This window comes from Streptomyces sp. BR1, assembly GCF_052373795.1.
In the GTDB taxonomy this organism is placed as follows: Bacteria; Actinomycetota; Actinomycetes; order Streptomycetales; family Streptomycetaceae; genus Streptomyces.
In genome coordinates, this window is sequence record NZ_CM126252.1 from 5176302 (window position 1) to 5191506 (window position 15205).

Consider the following 15205-nt stretch of genomic DNA (forward strand, 5'->3'; position numbering starts at 1 on the left):
GCGTACTCGCCGAACCGTCCGTACAAACGACCCGTCGAAACGATCCGTCCGCACCACCGCCCACCGGGGCCGTCCGCCCCACGGGGGACTCGCAGTGAACCCGTCCTACGACACCACCGTGCTGGTCGTCGACGACATCGACGCCAACCGCTACGCCATGGGCGCGGTCCTGCGCCGGGCGGGCCACCGGGTGGTGCCGCTGGCCACCGCGTCCGCGACCCTGGTCGAGCTCGACCTGCGGGTCAGGAACGGCGCGCTGCCCGATGCGGCCCTGGTCGACGTGGGCCTGCCCGACATGGACGGCATCGAGCTGTGCCGCCGTATCAAGGCGCACCCCGAGATCGCCGTGATGCCCGTGGTGCACTTCTCGGCCGCCGCCAGCACCCCGCGCGACCGCACCCGGGGTCTGGACGCGGGCGCCGAGGCGTATCTCGCGGTGCCCGTGGAGCCCGAGGAGATCCAGGCCGTCGTACGGGCCGCGCTGCGCGGCGCCCGGTTCCGCCACGACGCCGACGCCCGCGCGGGCCGGCTCGCCCGGCTCGCCACCGCCACCGCCGAACTCCACGCGGCCAGTTGCCCGCAGGAGCTCGCCGACACGGCCGCCGCCGCGACCGCCGCCCTGGTGCGCTGCCCGGCCGCCGCCTTCGTCTTCGGCACCGACGGCACGCTGTACGCGGGCGGCCCGCCGCGCCGCCGGATCGGCACCTCCACCGCCGCCCTGTCCGTACTGCTCCAGCGGTCCATGGCGGGCCGCACCGGCGTCCGCTCACTGGCCGCCCCCGACCCGTTGTGGCCGCCCGGCATCCTGTGGGCGGGTCCCGGTCGCGGCGAGGTGCGTCTGGTGCTCGCCCGCACCCGCGCCGACCGGCCGCCGGTCTGCCTGGCCGCGCCCGTGCGCGCCGCCGAGGGCCAGGACATCCGGAGCCTGCTCGGCCATCTCGCCGAGGCCACCGCGCAGGCCGCCGAGTCGCTGCGCACCGCCGCCGAGGAACGGCATGTGGCGCTCACCCTCCAGCGCAGCTTCCTGCCGCAGCACCAGCCCCGGCTGCCCGGCGCGGATGTCGCCGTGCGCTATGTCCCGGCCTCGCCCCGCGCCGAGATCGGCGGCGATTTCTACACCGCGCTGCCCACCCCCGACGGACTCCTTGTCGGCGTCGGCGACGTCGTCGGCCACTCGCTGGACGCGGCCACCGTCATGGTCGAACTGCGCCATGCGCTACGGGCGTACGCGACCGACGAGCGCGACCCGGCCGTCCTCGCGCGCCGCCTCGACCGCATGCTCCAGCTCTACCACCCCGAGGCCACCGCCACCTTGTGCCTCGCCCTCATCGACCCGCTGCGCGGCGTCGCCCGGATCGCCAACGCGGGGCACATACCGCCGGTGCGGATCCCCGCCCACGGCGAGGCGGCCTACCTCGACGTACACGGCCCGCTGCTCGGCCTCGGCCTCGAACGGCCGGAGGCGGCGCCTTTCCAACTGGCCCCGTCCGACGTCCTGTTGATGGTGACGGACGGACTGATCGAGACGCGCGGGACCGATCTCGCGGAGTCCATGGAGCGCCTGCGCCGCATCGCGGCCCTGGCCCCGCCCGGCACGGCCGCCCTCTGCGACACCCTCCTGAGCGCCTTCGGCAGCCGCGAGGACGATGTGGCGCTGCTGGCGCTGCGGCTCACGGGAATGGAGTGATCAGCCGAGCCGCTTCTCCATCAGCACCACCGCGTAGTCGCTGCCACCGCCGCCCTCCTTGAACGGCTGCTCGCCCGCCACCGCGTACCCGGCCCGCTCGTAGTACGCCCGCAGCCCCGGGCTCGACGCCTTGAAGTCCAGCCGGGCCAGGGCGCGCCCGGCGGCCGCGATCCGCCGCTCGGCGTGCGCGAGCAGGGCCCGGCCGGTGCCCGCCGGTGCGACCGCGGTGTCGGTCATCAGCCGGTGTACGTAACCGGCCTCCGGCGGTCGCACTCCCCAGGCGGGCTCGTCCCGCCACCACAGCTCGTACGCCCCGGCCACCCGGCCGTCGAGGAGCGCCAGCCAGACCTCGCCCTCGGCGATCCGCGCCCTGAAGTGCGCCGCGTCCTTGTCGCCGGGCCGCCACTGGTCGATCCCGCTGCCCCGCATCCGGTGCGCGGCCCCGTCGTACAGGCCCACCAGGACGTCGAGATCGCCCTCGTCGGCGAGGCGGAAGGAGAGCGTGTCGAGCGATGTCGTCATGGTGATCACGGTACGGGAGGGGCCGGCGGTCAGTCTCCGGGCGCCAGCGCCGTCAGCCGCGCCAGCAGATCGCCGAACGGCCCGTCCGTGGGCTCGTTCTCGATGATCCGCAGCACCACCGCCGCCATCTCCGCGTCGTACGCGGCACTCACGGCCGCGAGCGCCGCGAAGTCGTGCACCAGCTGCAACTCCAGCTCGGCGCGCGGGATCTTGCGGCCGTCCAGCCAGATCAGCGCCGTCGACTCGGCGAGCGAGACCCAGGACCGTACGACCAACTCAAGCCGCGCGGGCGGGTCCTGGACGTCCAGATGGGCGAGGATCTGGAGGTAGGCCGCGTGCCGCACCTCGTCGATCATCGCGTTGGCGGTGGTCGAGCCGACCGCCGAGGCCGCGGGGCCGCCCCGCATCAGCGCGGAGAAGCCGGGCCCGTGCCCCTCGACGAAGTCGAAGAACCGTCCCATCACCCGCAGCAGCCGCGCCCCGAGCGGCCCTTCGCGGGGCTCCACGAACCGTCCGGCCAGATCGTCGGCGGCCCTGCGCAGCGCGGCCTCGTACAGACTCTGCTTGCCGGGGAAGTAGTGATAGACGAGCGGCCGCGATATCCCGGCGGCCGCCGCTATCTCGTCGATGGAGACGTCGTCGGGGGAGCGGTGGCTGAACAGCTCCAGCGCGACCCCGATCAGCTGCCGCCTGCGCTCTTCGACGCCCATCCTGCGCCGTACCCCGGTCGTCATGCGAACAGAGTACCTACAGGTCGAGGACGATTTTCGCCCCCCGGCAGCGAGATACGCAGATCAGCATGGAGTCCTCGCGCTCGGCGTCGGTCAGGAGCTCGTCCTGGTGGTCGATCTCCCCTTCCAGGACCCGCTGTTGACAGGTCCCGCAGAAGCCCTGCTCGCAGGAGTACGGGAGGTCCGGCAGCTCCGCGCGGACCGTGGCGAGCACGGAGGTGCCCGCCTCGACGGTGAGCGTACGGCCGGTACGCCGCAGTTCGACGTCGAAGGTGCCGAGCTGTGCGGTGCTCGCGCCCGGCGTGAACCGTTCCAGGTGCAGCGTGCGCCCTTCGGGCACGCGCGCGCCCACGGCGTCCATCAACGGCTCGGGCCCGCAGCAGTACACCGCCGCATCCTCGTCCGTACCTGCCAAGTAGGCGGCCACATCGGGCAGTCCGGCCTCGTCCTCGGGCACCACGGTGACCCGCGCGCCCTCCGCGCCCAGCTTCTCGATCTCGTCCAGGAACGGCATGGTGGCGCGCGAACGCCCGCCGTACAGCAGCCGCCACTCGCCCCCGGCCGCCGCGACCGCCCGCAGCATGGGCAGGATCGGCGTGATCCCGATCCCGCCCGCCACGAACGCGTACGAGGGCGCTTCTATGAGCGCGAACCGGTTGCGCGGGCCGCGCACCACGAGTTCGGCGCCTTCGCGCAACTGCTCGTGGACCTCGCGGGAGCCGCCCCGGCCGTCCTCGATCAGCCGGGTCGCGACCGTGTACGCGGCGCGGTCGGCCGGGTCGCCGCAGAGCGAGTACTGGCGGATCAGGCCGGACGGCAGCACCAGATCGAGGTGCGCGCCCGGCTCCCAGGCGGGCAGCGGGGTGCCCGTGGGCGCTTCGAGCCGCAGCAGCGCCACGCCCTCGGCGGGGACGGTCCGTTCGGCGACGGTGAGCCGCATCGAGGGGGCGCGGCGGGTGCCCTGCCCCGAGATCGGCGCGTCCAGGGCGGGCAGCGGCCACAGCGGGGACGTGGCGATACGGCGGCGCAGCGCCCGCCGGGTGAGCAGCGCGGCCCCCGCGAGCAGGACCACGGACCGGGTACGGGGCATGTCAGCGGCCTCCGTTGGCGCCGGGCGAGCTCGCCAGATAGGCCACGGCCTGCTCCGTCGAGCCCTCCTGCGAGGGGTGGTACGTACGGCTCAGATAGCGCGGGATCGAGCGCAGCATCGCCGTCGGCGTGGGCAGCGTGCCCTGGCGTCCGGCGCGCGCGAAGTCCCGGAAGGTCGCCTTGCCGTCGAGCAGCGTCGGGTCGTTCGCCATGAAGAAGCGGGCGCCGCGCTGCCAGAGGAAGACGAGCGCGGTGAACGCGGTCGCCCAGGTCCGCGCCCGGCGCCGGTAGCCGCCGTCGACGTGCATGAACAGGTCGAACGCGACCGACCGGTGCTCGACCTCCTCGGCGCCGTGCCAGCGCAGCAGATCCAGCATGGTCGCATCGGCGCCGCGCCGGTCCAGGGCGTCGGCGTTGAGGATCCAGTCGCCGAGGAACGCCGTGTAGTGCTCGATCGCCGCGATGGTCGCGACCCGCTCCATCAGCCACCACTCGCGCGCCCGCCCCGGCGGCAGCGTCCGGTCCCCGAGCAGCTTCTCGAAGAGCCAGTCGACCTGCGCGGTGTACGGGGTGGGGTCCAGGCCGAGCGTCTTGAGGTGGGGGAGCACGTCGTCGTGGGCCGCCGAGTGCGTGGCCTCCTGGCCGATGAACCCGATGACGTCCTCGCGCAGCCGCTCGTCGCGGATATATGGCAGGACCTGCTTGTACACCTGCACGAACCAGCGCTCACCGGCGGGCAGCAGCAGATGCAGCACATTGATGGTGTGCCCGGTGAACGGGTCGCCGGGGACCCAGTGCAGGGGCGTCTTCTCCCACTCGAACGAGACGTTCCGGGCCTTGAGCTCTATGTGCTCCGAGACCACCGGAGCGGGCTGCGGCGTATTAGACATGGCGTCAATGTACTGACGGGTAGACGTCTGGCAACAGGGTTGTGCGAGGAGTTGTTCGTACGGAACCGGTCATACGGGCGTCAGCGGCCCGGCCGGAGCCGGTGGTGCGCGCCGGGTGCCCGGCGCGCACGCTCAGCGCAGGGCGTTGACCGTCGTTCCGTCCGAGAGGCGGCCGGTGAGCTGGGCGCGGGCGCCCTCCTGGGTGCGCACGGCGAGCAGATGGCCGTGCTCCTCGGCCTCGACACCGCCGGTGACGCCGACCCGGGTCAGGTCCTCGCTGCCGGCCGCGAGCACGTACCAGTGCCCGCCGTGGGACTTCCAGAGCACCCCGGCCAGCACATGCGGCTGGCGCGGGCCGCAGGCGGCCGTGTTCTCGGCGCGGGCGGCCACCGCGCCCGCCGTGCCCGGCTTGGGCGCCGGGGCCTGGAACTGGGCGAGCACCTGGCCGTCCGTGCCGGACCAGGTGTCGGCCCGGGTGCAGAGCCAGGCGGCCGTGCCGCTCGTCTCGGGGAGCGTCTGCTTGGCGAACTGCCACGAGTTCACCGTACGCACGCCGTGCGAGCGGACCGTGGGGAGCAGACAGGCGGTCCTGGCCCAGCCCTCGCGCGCGGCCGCGCTCGTGACGTCCTTGGGCGCGTCGGGCGACCCCCAGGTCAGCCGGGCGGGCGCGAGCTCGCCGAGGTCGGTGAGCAGCGCCGTCCCCGAGTCGTCGTGGAGCTGGAGCACATCCCAGGAGGTGCAGTCGCGGGCCTGGGCGGGCGAGACGATCGGGCCGGTCAGGCCGTCCGCGTCGCGGTGCAGCGGGCGGGGCGCGGCCGACGGGTCGAGCAGGTCCCGTACCGCCGCCTCGCGCACCCAAGGGGCGGTCAGATAGCGGACGTTGCCATCGGTGCGGCCCACGACCACGGCTTCGGCGGACGCCGCGTCGGCGCCGTCCACGCGCGCGAAGTCGAGGGCCGCGCCGGACTGGCCGTCCAGTGGCTCGGCGTAGCGCGCGATGCGCATCCCGTCGTAGAAGAGCACGATGCGGGCCCCGTCCACCCGCCCCGCGTACAGCAGTTGGGGCGCGCCCATCGGGGGTCCGGACGGCGTCCCGGGCGTCGCCGAGACGTGCACGGCCTTCCCGGGCCGCGCCCAGACGGCGAGCGCCCGCCGCAGCAGCTCGCTGTCGCCGGTGAGCGCGCCCCGGGCGGGCCATACGGAGAAGTCGGTACGGGCCGAGGTGCGCCAGGCCGCGCTCTGCACCCGGGTGACCTGGGCCGGGTCGAGGGCCGCTTCGGCCGCGGGATTACGTGCGTACGAGGGCGCGGCGGCGCCGTCCGGGCCCCAGCCGTCCCCGGGCAGCCCGAGGAGCGCGCCGCAGACCACGACGGCGGCGGTGGCGACGAGGGCGGCGCGCGCGTGCTGGCGGCGGCGCATCAGGTCGGTGGGGCGGGCCTGGAGCGAGCAGGGGTCGAACTCGGCGGAGGCGAGCAGCGCGGCCGAGGAGTCCGGGTCGCCGGCCTCCGCGAGGGCGGCGGCGGGGTCCTCGACCCCCACGGCGTCGAGCTCGCGGCGCAGCTCGGCGTCCCCGAGCCCGTCGAGCCCGCGCAGCACGTACGCGGCCCGGCCGGGCCCGCTGAGCGCCGAAAGCCGCTGGTCCAGGGCGAGTTCATCGGCCCCGCCGGACCGGGGGAACAGGCGCAGCCCCCACACCTGCGGCAGCACCGGCGGCAACTGCGCGCGCTTCGGCCACGCCCGCCGCCGCAACGGCAGCCCGGCCTCCAACGCCTGCCGCACCACTTGCCGCCGCACGAACCCGTACCCCGGATCCTCCCGCCGGGGCGCCGGAATCGGCCCCTCCGCGGCACCACGCCCCCGGGGCAGCGACCTCTGCACCAGCGCGTGCGCCGTCACCACGCGCCGGTTGCGCCCGAGGGAGGGCGGCAGCACGAGATAGGCGAGCCGGGTGAGCCGCGGATAGTGCTCGACCAGGGCTGCTTCGGCCTGCTCGATACCGACGGGGGAAGGGCGGTTGAGGATGTCCTGGGGCGGGGCCACGTTCAGCAAAACGAGCGAATGGTGAGATGGTCACCCGGTCGCCGCATGGTGGGGGGCGTGGGGCGGAGGGTGTCGCGTGAGCCGAAGCGCGCCCGAGAGCACCGCTCTCGTCAAAGCTCGCACCCCGCCCAGCGCGCGCCCGAGAGCACCGCTCTCCTCACGGCTCGCACCCCTGCCCCGCGCCCCTCACCCCACCACCCGCCCCCGGACCCGCTCCACCACGTCGTCCCCCACCCCGAGCCCCTCCCGCACATACGACTCCATCGACCCGTACCGCCGCGACACCTCGTCCAGCGCAGCCGCCAGGTACTCCGGGACCACGCCGATCACCGCCAACGCGATCTCCGGGTCGCCGCCCTGGGCCGTGAAGCCCTCGATCAGGGGCGCGAACGCCTGCCGGACCGCGCCGTTCACCGACAGGTACTCCCGCTCGATCGCCGACGCGTCCGCGCCGAGCAGCGAGAGGACGACCGTCGTGCCCCAGCCCGTGCGGTCCTTGCCCGCCGTGCAGTGGAAGAGCAGCGGACCCGCGTCCTCGGCGGCCAGTTCGAGCAGCAGCGTGCGGTACGCGGTGCGGGCGGAGGGCAAGGAGACCAGGCCGCGGTAGGTCTCGGCGAACAGTTCCTCGGCCCGCCCCCGGCCCAGGCGCTGTTCGGCGGTGACGGGGTCGGCCAGGACGTGCCGCAGCTGCGCGGCCACCGCCGGAGCCCCGTCCGCGCTCACCGCGTCCGCCAGCGCGTCCGCGACGACCAGCCGCGCCCTGTCGGGCAGCCGGTCGGGCCGCTCGGCGCGCTCGGCGTCCGTACGGAGGTCGACCACCGTACGGATCCCGAGCGCGGCCACACCCGGGTCGCCGCCGGGGTCGTAGCGGTCGAGTGCCCCGGCCCGGAAGATGAGGCCGGGCCGGACCGTACGGCCCCCGGCGAGCGGCGTGCCGCCCAGATCGCGGAGGTTGGCGACAGTGGTGGCGGGGATCGCGGTCATGGGTGAACGGGCTCCTGGGCGGACGATGGCGTGGACTCGTCCATATGTGCCCCGGTTTGCAGTGAAACGTAACCAGACCGCAGAGCCCTTACCGCCGACCACTCCAGGACGCCGCCATCCCCAGGCACACCGCCACCGCGTGCCCCGCGTCCGTGAACGTGCGCTGCCGGCGCAGCAGCGGGCGCGCGCCGAGCGCGAGGAGCGCGAGCCGGGCGCCCGTGCGCCACGGGCCGCGCGGCAGGGTGCCCGTCAGCGCGCCCGCCACCCCGTAGAAGCCGTAACTCGTGCCGACGTCGAGCGCCGACCGGGTCGCCGGGGACGGGCGGGAGGCGACGAGCCCGCCGTACACGAGCAGCGTCGCGCCGACGTGGCCGAGCAGGAACACCCCGGCCGTCCACCACGCACCGCGCGCGTACTCGGCGTATCCGAGGACCGCGAGCAGCAGCAGGGCGTACGGGAGTTCCATCGGTTCCTCGACCACCAGCGCGCTCAGCCCGAGCGTCTGCCAGCGGCCCGCGCTCAGGTTGTCGACGTTGGTGGAGCAGGCGCGCAGCAGGTCCTGACCGGCGGGGGCGTCGAGCAGCTTCCGGGAGGCGTACGCGCCGAGCTGGACTCCGCCGACGTACACGGGTGCGAGCACAGGGACATCCATGGCGACATCATCCGCCCCCTACCGCACCGACCACCCGCTGAACTCCGCCGTCCCACGCACCCCGTCGGCCCCGTCCGCCGCCGTCATGAACAGTCCGGCGTCCTGGACGGCGGACGTCGCCGGGACGCTCGCGGTGGCCACGGTCCGCCAGTTCGCGCCGCCGTCGGTCGAGCAGGCGCCGGTGAACGACCCGGCCGGGCCCCGGCTCAGCCGCAGCAGCACCGGCGCCCGGACACCCGTAAGGCGCCGGTAGGTGTCGAGCAGCCCGTCGCCGTCCGCGTCGTACGACAGCACCACGCCCTGCCCCGGCGTCACCGCCAGATTGACGAAACCGGCGGCCCCCTGAACCGCGAGTCCGTTGCGTACGACGATTCCGCAGCGGGCCCAACTCCCGGTGTCCGACTGGGAGTCGACGCGCACGGTCACCGTTGTGCCCGCCACCGTCGCCCCCGGCCGGTACGCCGTCCCGAACTGGGCCACGCCCTTCCACAGGTCCTGGCCGCCGCCGTTGATCGCGAGCCGGTCGCCGAGCTCGCCGAAGACCGCGTCGTTGCTGGTGAACGTCCGCCACCGTGCGCTCAGCGGCGCGGCCAGGCAGAGGGCGGAGCGCTGGACGGCGGTCACCCGGTCCTCGCCGTCCGGCCCGTACCGCGTGCTCAGCTCGTACGGCATCGGCGTCAGCGGTACGGTCAGTGGCTCGGCGGGCGCGGTGACCCGCCAGCGCACCGCCCCCACGCCCGCCGCCGGGACCCGCCGCAGGAACGTGTCGCCCTCCGGCCGGGCGTCGAGCCCCGTAAGCCCGAAGTCGATACGGCCCGTCGCCCGCAGCCCGTTGAGGTTGCGGAAGACGGCCGTGACCGTGCCCATGGAGCCCGGGGTGAAGCTCGCCGGGTCGGCGGTGACGGTGACGGTCCCCTGGTGGGGAGCACCCGCCAGGGTGTCGTGCACACGCCGGGCCGTACGGTACGGGTCGCCCGTCGCCCGTACCGGATACGCGCCACGCTCCCGCGTCCACGCCTCCTCGCCCGGGTACCAGTCGAAGGCCCGGGGTGGACGACCCTCCGCCAGCGCGTCCGCCATCTCGTCCAAGTACGCCTGCCACTGCGGGAGATGGAGATCCGTGAGCAGACCCTGCCAGTCGCGGTCGGCGTAGTCGCTCAGGTTGTCGGCCGCCGCGCGGTCCGCCCAGGTGGTGATCAGGGTGCGGGCCGTCCACTCCAGGCGCACCGCCTCCTCCGCGCTCGTCGCGAACCGTTTCGCGTCCTCGATCCAGGGGCCCAGCAGGAACGCCCGGTGGCAGCCGGACATCTCGTCGGCGAGCCGCATCAGCCTGAGCCAGAGCCTGCTCAGGGTACGGAAAGTGGCGCGGTCCTTGCCCTCGTACGCGAGCCGCAGCCGTGGCAGCAGCAGCCGGGAGCGGTTCGCGAGCGCCTGGCGGGCGAGGTCGGTGAGGTCGTGGGCGTACGCGTCCGAGTCACGCAACTCAGGCCGTACGTCGAGGAGTTGAGCGAACGCCCGGTCAAAGGCCGACGGGTCGAAGGCGGTCACGGCGGAGGCCGTGAGGGACGGGCGGCGGGTGAACAGGGAGTCGACGGGGCGCCCGTCGGCGGTCGTCAGGCGGTACGCCGTGGCGGCGAGCGCGGCGAACGCCTCGCGCGCGTGGCCGTCCTCGCCGCCGTACCGGATGTCCGCGTACGTACGGAACCACGCCTCCCGGTCCACCGGCTCGGCCCGCCAGGCGAGCTCGCTGAACAGCTCGAACGCGGCCGGGTCGCGCTCGGCGGCTTCCGGCATGTACGCGGTGCCGACCAGCGCGCTGCCCGGCTGGTCGCGCCACCGGGTGAACTTGGCCGCCCAGTGGTGGGTGTTGGCGCCGATGGTGGTGCGGCCGCCGAAATTCGGGATGGTGCCGAACGCGTACGGCGTACCGTCCCAGTCGCTCTCGCGGTCGATGACGGTGGCGAGGTCCGAGAGGCCGTCGACGATCAGGACCCGGGACTTGTCGACGGCGTCGAGGACGGCCCGGCGCGGGTTGGTCTGCCAGCCGAGTATCACCCAGGTCGCGCCGGGGCGGGCGGTGTGCAGTGCGCGCTCGACGGCCCTGGCCGCGTCGGCGACCGGGACATCGCCCGGGGTGCCGCCCTCGTGCAGCAGATCCATCTTGAAGTGCCGTGCCTCGCCGAGGAGTTCGGCCTGGTGGCGGTAGAAGGCGGCCGCGACCAGGGGGAACGCCTCGGTGCGCGGATCGAGCCAGTCGGGGCGCCGCAACCCGTTCCAGCTGCCCTGCGGCACGATGCGGGCGCCGGGATTGCGCTCCGCGAAGCCGTCCGGGACGGTCCCGAAGTAGCCGGGCAGCACCGGCCGCATCCCCAGCTCCCGCAGCCGTGCGGTGATCCGCGCACCCAGCGCGGCGCGGCGCTCGATGAGCGCGGGGGAGGGCGGACCGCCGTACCCGCTCATGTTCTGGAGCAGCCACCATGGCTGGTGCGAGGGCGCGGGCAGCCACGCGCGCGCCTCCTCGTCCGCGTACCCGAAGCCGAGCAACAGTCGGTGGTAGACGGCCTCTTGGCCCGGAGTCACCAGTACCTCGTTGCAGCCGTGCAGCGCCAGGACGTCGATCAGCCGCTCCCAGCGCGGCCAGTCGGCGTACGGGCCGGTGTAGCCGTCATGGGTGTCGTTGCAGACGAACCGGTGCGGGACGGTGGCCGCACGCTCCACCGGCCGGGCGGGCGCCGGCAGCCTGCGCGGCAGGTCCACCTGGCTTCCCGCCCAGGTCAGATGGGCCTTGCAGGTGTACTTGAGGTACCAGTGCAGGCCGGTGAGGGCGGTGGCCGGGCCGGTGGCGGCGATCTCGATACGTCCGGTGGCGCCCGTGACCCGGAAGCGGTCGGGGCCATCGGCGGGGAGCGGGACGAGGGCGATCTGGTCGGCGTGATGGGGGAGGAGACGGGTGAGGGCGGCTCGGGTGGGGTCGGTGGGGCTCGCGGTGTACGCGGGGGTCGCGGTCCCGGCCCCGATGGCGACCCCGGCTCCCACCGCCCCGGCGGTCTCAAGGAATACGCGTCTCGAAGGTTCGGCGGTCATCGGCTCTGCGCTCCTCATGTTGTTGCGGTGACAACAGGCGCGTGCGGAGCGCACGGTAACGAAAAGGTGCGGGTGACCGTTAAATGAGTTCACCGATATGGCCGAATACCCACGGGGGAGGGGTGGTTGAGGGCACGATAAGAGAATGCGCAAACTCGTACGAGCGGCCCTGGCGGCGGCATTGATGACCTTGGCGGCGGGCTGCGGATCACACGGTGATGACGCGCCGAAGACCACAAGCGGAACACTTGAGGAAATCGCGGCGAAAGCCGCGTGCAAGCCGAAGATCTCCACGAATGCGACGGAGCTGCGGCAGGCCAACTGCACCACTTCGGACGGGCGCTACGTCCTGGCGACGTTCGCCACGGACCGGGGCCAGCGGGAGTGGATCAACGAGGCCAAGGACTACGGCGGCGCCTATCTGGTGGGCCGCAAATGGGTCGCCGTCGGTGACGAGACCGTGGTCAACGCGCTGCGCGGTCGGCTCGGTGGCAGTGTCGAGACCGGGACCAACCATTCCGGACACCACCACATGAGCTGACCGCGCAGGGGGTGCTCCCCCGGGCCCGGAAGCCCGGGGGAGCCATCAGGGGGAGCGGTTCTGCAGGCGCGTGCGCGCCTTGTGTGTCAGGCGCAACTGCGCCCCGTATTGATGCAGTTCACCACCTTCCTCATCAGCGAATCGCTGAAGACGTCGATGAAATCACCGTGATCGGTGACAGGCTTGTGGAGCTGCTCGGGGAACGAGTCGACGGCGAATCCCGGACCGGGCGGCACGGCGTACACGATCCGCTGCTGCAATTGCGGGATCGCCTTGAATCCGGCCGGGCACGCACCGTTCTTCTGGGCGAAGGCGACATGCGTCCGGTGGTTCGCGCTGTCCGTGTTCTTTCCGTCCCAGCAGCTCTGGAATTTGAAGGTGCGCACCACGTTGCTGCCCTGCGGGCAGATCGGGTATTTGTCCTTGAGCTGGCGGTTCTCGAATCCGGTGCAGCTCCATGACGCGTTGGCATTGGCGTTACCGTTGGTGAACGCCTTGGCGTCACCGGTGATGATCCGCAGAAAACGCGGCATCGCGGTGACCTTGCTGACCGGACTTCCGGCGAGCTTGATGGTGACCTGGACCGGTGTCTGAATCTTGCCGACGTTCTGGTCCTTGCCGCCGCCGTCCGCGTTGGCGTCGTTCTCGTTCTGCCCGTTCTGCAGCCGCAGCACCGGCCAGTAATACGTGGACTTGTCGCCCTGGTTCTGGCAGCTCGTCCCGCCGTTGGCCAGATCGGTGTCGCTGGAGAAGGCGTCGGTGGCCTGATTTCCCACGTAGTCGTGCATATGGTGGGCGCCATTGCTCACGCCGGGCGCGACGATGACGTTGTCGGGGTTGCGTTTGGCATTCTGGTTGACGCCGCAATTACTGGTGAACAGACCGGTCGAGCCGCCGCGCTGGGTGCGGGGGGTGCGGACGTTGGGCTGGACGGACCGGATGTCGACGAAGTCGCTCTTGGAGGGCCCGTTCCCGAGGGCGCCCTGCCCTTGGCCACCGACGTTCTGTCCCTGGCCTTGGCCACCACCCTGGGCCTGACCCTGCCCCCCGACGTTCTGACCCTGGCCCTGACCTGGGGTTTGGCCCTGCCACTGGCCCTGGGCCTGTCCATTGGCGGCGGCCGCGCCGCCGTTGTCGTCGGCGCGCATGCTGCATGCCGCGAGCCCTTGCAGCCCCTGGGGCTGCTGTCCGCCGACGCGCCCGATGGCGGCGCCGATCCGGTTCAGCGACGCCGCCCGGCTGTCCTTCAGCGGCGCCAGGACGGACTGGTCCGCCCAGCCGGGATCGCGGGCGGCCTTGTCCTTGTTGGAGGCGAACTTCTCGTACGCGTCGGTGATCTGCGTATCAATGCCGGCCAGTTCGCGGTCGACTTGCGGCCGGGCCTGATCGGGTACGTCCGGCAGGCTGTTGGTCACATCCGGGCAGCTGATGGTCGACATCTGCTGACCGATATTCAACTGCCCGGAATTCTGGCCCGGTCCGGGGCCGGACTGTCCCTCATTGGCAGAGGCATACACATTGACCGCGACCAGCCCACCCCCGCCCAGGATCAGGGCGACCGAGGCAATCGCCATACGGCCGGCCAGTGTCGAGCGTTTTCGTGATGAGCGTCCCATGGAACTCCTTCGCTTGAAGCAGCGCGTCGTTCCATACGGATGTGGCTCATGGGGCGTTCAACGCCCCGGCTATTTCGTAGGTATCTCCAGGAACACCGGGGCGCACGGGCAGCCCCGGTGACTGTTCGTCAGCGCTTGACCGCGCGCAGCACCACGAACTTCGGGTCGCTGGCGACGAGTTCACTGTTGCCGAAGAGCCGCTGGAGCTTGAGGTGGTAGCCCAGGTGCCGGTTGCCGACCACCCACAGCTCGCCGCCCTCGCGCAGCGCCTCGCGCGCGTCCGTGAACATCCGGGTCGACGTACGGTCGGTCGTTGCCTGATGGGTGTGGAACGGCGGGTTGTTGAGTACGAGGTCGGCGGTGCCCGGCGGGAACCCGCTCAGCCCGTCGCCCACCCGGAACTCGGCGTCGCCCTCGCGGGCCGCGCCCGCGCAGAGCCGGAAGGTGGCCCGCGCCGAGGCGATCGCCTGGTGCGACTCGTCGGTGAACACCACCGACGCCTCGGGGTTGGCGAGCGCCGCCGCCGTACCCACGATGCCGTTGCCGCAGCCGAGGTCGACGACCCGGTCCGGGCCCGTACGCGTCGGCATGTGCTGGAGCAGGAAGCGGGTGCCGATGTCGAGGCGGTCGGCGCAGAACACCCCCGCGTAGTTGACGACGGCGAGCCCGGAGGCCGGGCCGATGCCCATCTCCAGGGAGTACGTCAGCGGCCACGGGTTCACCGGCCGGACCAACTCAGGGTCCGGCTCGCAGAAGATCAGCCGGGCCTTCTTCTCGGCGAGCGAGGTCTTCGTCGGCCCGAGCAGCTTCTCGAACAGCTTCAGGGTGGAGGTGTGGATGTCCTTCACCATGCCGGTCCCGACGACCACGGTCCCCGCGTGCACGGCCGGGGCGAGCCGGTGCAGCTGGTCCTCCAGGAGCGCCAGGCTCTTCGGCACCCGTACGAGCAGCACGTCGACCCGGCCGGGCGGCGCGTCGTGAGTGGAGAGCAGGGTTACGGAGTCGACCGGCACCCCAGCCCGAGCCAGATTGGCCCGGGTGGCCTCCTGCCCCAGGAACGACTCACTGATCTGAGTGACGGAGCCGGTACCCCGGGCCGCGAGGACGGTGGTCAACGCCCCCCACCGGTCCCCGAGCGCGACCACGGCCCCCGAGAGGTCCACACCCGTGTCCTCCAGATGCCGCAGCAGATACTCATCAGCGGCATCCCAGGCCCGCAGCTGATCGCGCGGATCCTCAGGAAATCGGTTCAGCTCGTACTCGCCCCAGGGCGTGGTCATGCGATTCATGGTCCAGCCAGGCTAACCCGCGCGGACCGCGTGCCCGCGCCAATACGACGCGCGGCCGGTCCCGGGATGCCGCAGGGTGC

At 72.7% G+C, this 15205-nt stretch carries 12 protein-coding genes; 2 read left to right on the plus strand and 10 right to left on the minus strand.

All coding sequences use genetic code 11. The features are described 5' to 3' along the window. Positions 1–94: 94 nt before the first annotated feature. A complete protein-coding gene (locus ACT1U9_RS22525) occupies positions 95–1687 on the plus strand; it encodes a SpoIIE family protein phosphatase (protein ID WP_444534480.1) in 1593 nt (530 codons plus the stop codon). Here the strand turns inward: ACT1U9_RS22525 and ACT1U9_RS22530 are convergent, their stop codons facing one another. The 8 genes from ACT1U9_RS22530 to ACT1U9_RS22565 all read right to left on the minus strand — a co-directional run bounded on the left by ACT1U9_RS22530 (position 1688) and on the right by ACT1U9_RS22565 (position 11679). Continuing rightward, positions 1688–2209 (minus strand): GNAT family N-acetyltransferase, encoded by a 522-nt coding sequence (locus ACT1U9_RS22530; RefSeq protein ID WP_444534481.1) that lies wholly within the window; start codon positions 2207–2209, stop codon positions 1688–1690. Positions 2210–2238: 29 nt separating this feature from the next. Next, positions 2239–2943: a TetR/AcrR family transcriptional regulator gene (locus tag ACT1U9_RS22535; protein WP_444534482.1), complete on the minus strand. Its 705-nt coding sequence runs from the start codon at positions 2941–2943 to the stop codon at positions 2239–2241. Positions 2944–2956: 13 nt separating this feature from the next. Then, entirely contained in the window at positions 2957–4030 is a 1074-nt protein-coding gene (locus ACT1U9_RS22540) for a PDR/VanB family oxidoreductase (protein WP_444534483.1), read from the minus strand. A gap of 1 nt (position 4031) precedes the next feature. Then, complete coding sequence (locus tag ACT1U9_RS22545) at positions 4032–4919, minus strand: metal-dependent hydrolase (protein ID WP_444534484.1); 888 nt, start codon at positions 4917–4919, stop codon at positions 4032–4034. 132 nt (positions 4920–5051) lie between these two features. Next, positions 5052–6968 carry a hypothetical protein gene (locus tag ACT1U9_RS22550; protein WP_444534485.1) on the minus strand — a complete coding sequence of 639 codons (1917 nt, stop codon included), beginning with the start codon at positions 6966–6968 and terminating at the stop codon, positions 5052–5054. A gap of 177 nt (positions 6969–7145) precedes the next feature. After that, positions 7146–7943: a tyrosine-protein phosphatase gene (locus ACT1U9_RS22555; protein WP_444534486.1), complete on the minus strand. Its 798-nt coding sequence runs from the start codon at positions 7941–7943 to the stop codon at positions 7146–7148. A gap of 88 nt (positions 7944–8031) precedes the next feature. After that, entirely contained in the window at positions 8032–8595 is a 564-nt protein-coding gene (locus ACT1U9_RS22560) for a rhomboid-like protein (protein ID WP_444534487.1), read from the minus strand. Positions 8596–8613: 18 nt separating this feature from the next. Continuing rightward, positions 8614–11679, minus strand: coding sequence for an alpha-N-acetylglucosaminidase (locus ACT1U9_RS22565; RefSeq protein ID WP_444534488.1), 3066 nt, complete (start codon positions 11677–11679; stop codon positions 8614–8616). Between the two features lie 145 nt (positions 11680–11824). Between ACT1U9_RS22565 and ACT1U9_RS22570 the strand changes: the two genes are divergently transcribed. After that, positions 11825–12220 (plus strand): hypothetical protein, encoded by a 396-nt coding sequence (locus ACT1U9_RS22570; RefSeq protein ID WP_444534489.1) that lies wholly within the window; start codon positions 11825–11827, stop codon positions 12218–12220. 86 nt (positions 12221–12306) lie between these two features. Here the strand turns inward: ACT1U9_RS22570 and ACT1U9_RS22575 are convergent, their stop codons facing one another. Together ACT1U9_RS22575 and ACT1U9_RS22580 are read right to left on the minus strand one after the other, a co-directional pair. Beyond that, positions 12307–13836 carry a DUF1996 domain-containing protein gene (locus ACT1U9_RS22575; RefSeq protein ID WP_444534490.1) on the minus strand — a complete coding sequence of 510 codons (1530 nt, stop codon included), beginning with the start codon at positions 13834–13836 and terminating at the stop codon, positions 12307–12309. 128 nt (positions 13837–13964) lie between these two features. Further along, positions 13965–15116: a methyltransferase gene (locus tag ACT1U9_RS22580; protein WP_444534491.1), complete on the minus strand. Its 1152-nt coding sequence runs from the start codon at positions 15114–15116 to the stop codon at positions 13965–13967. Positions 15117–15205 lie beyond the last annotated feature (89 nt).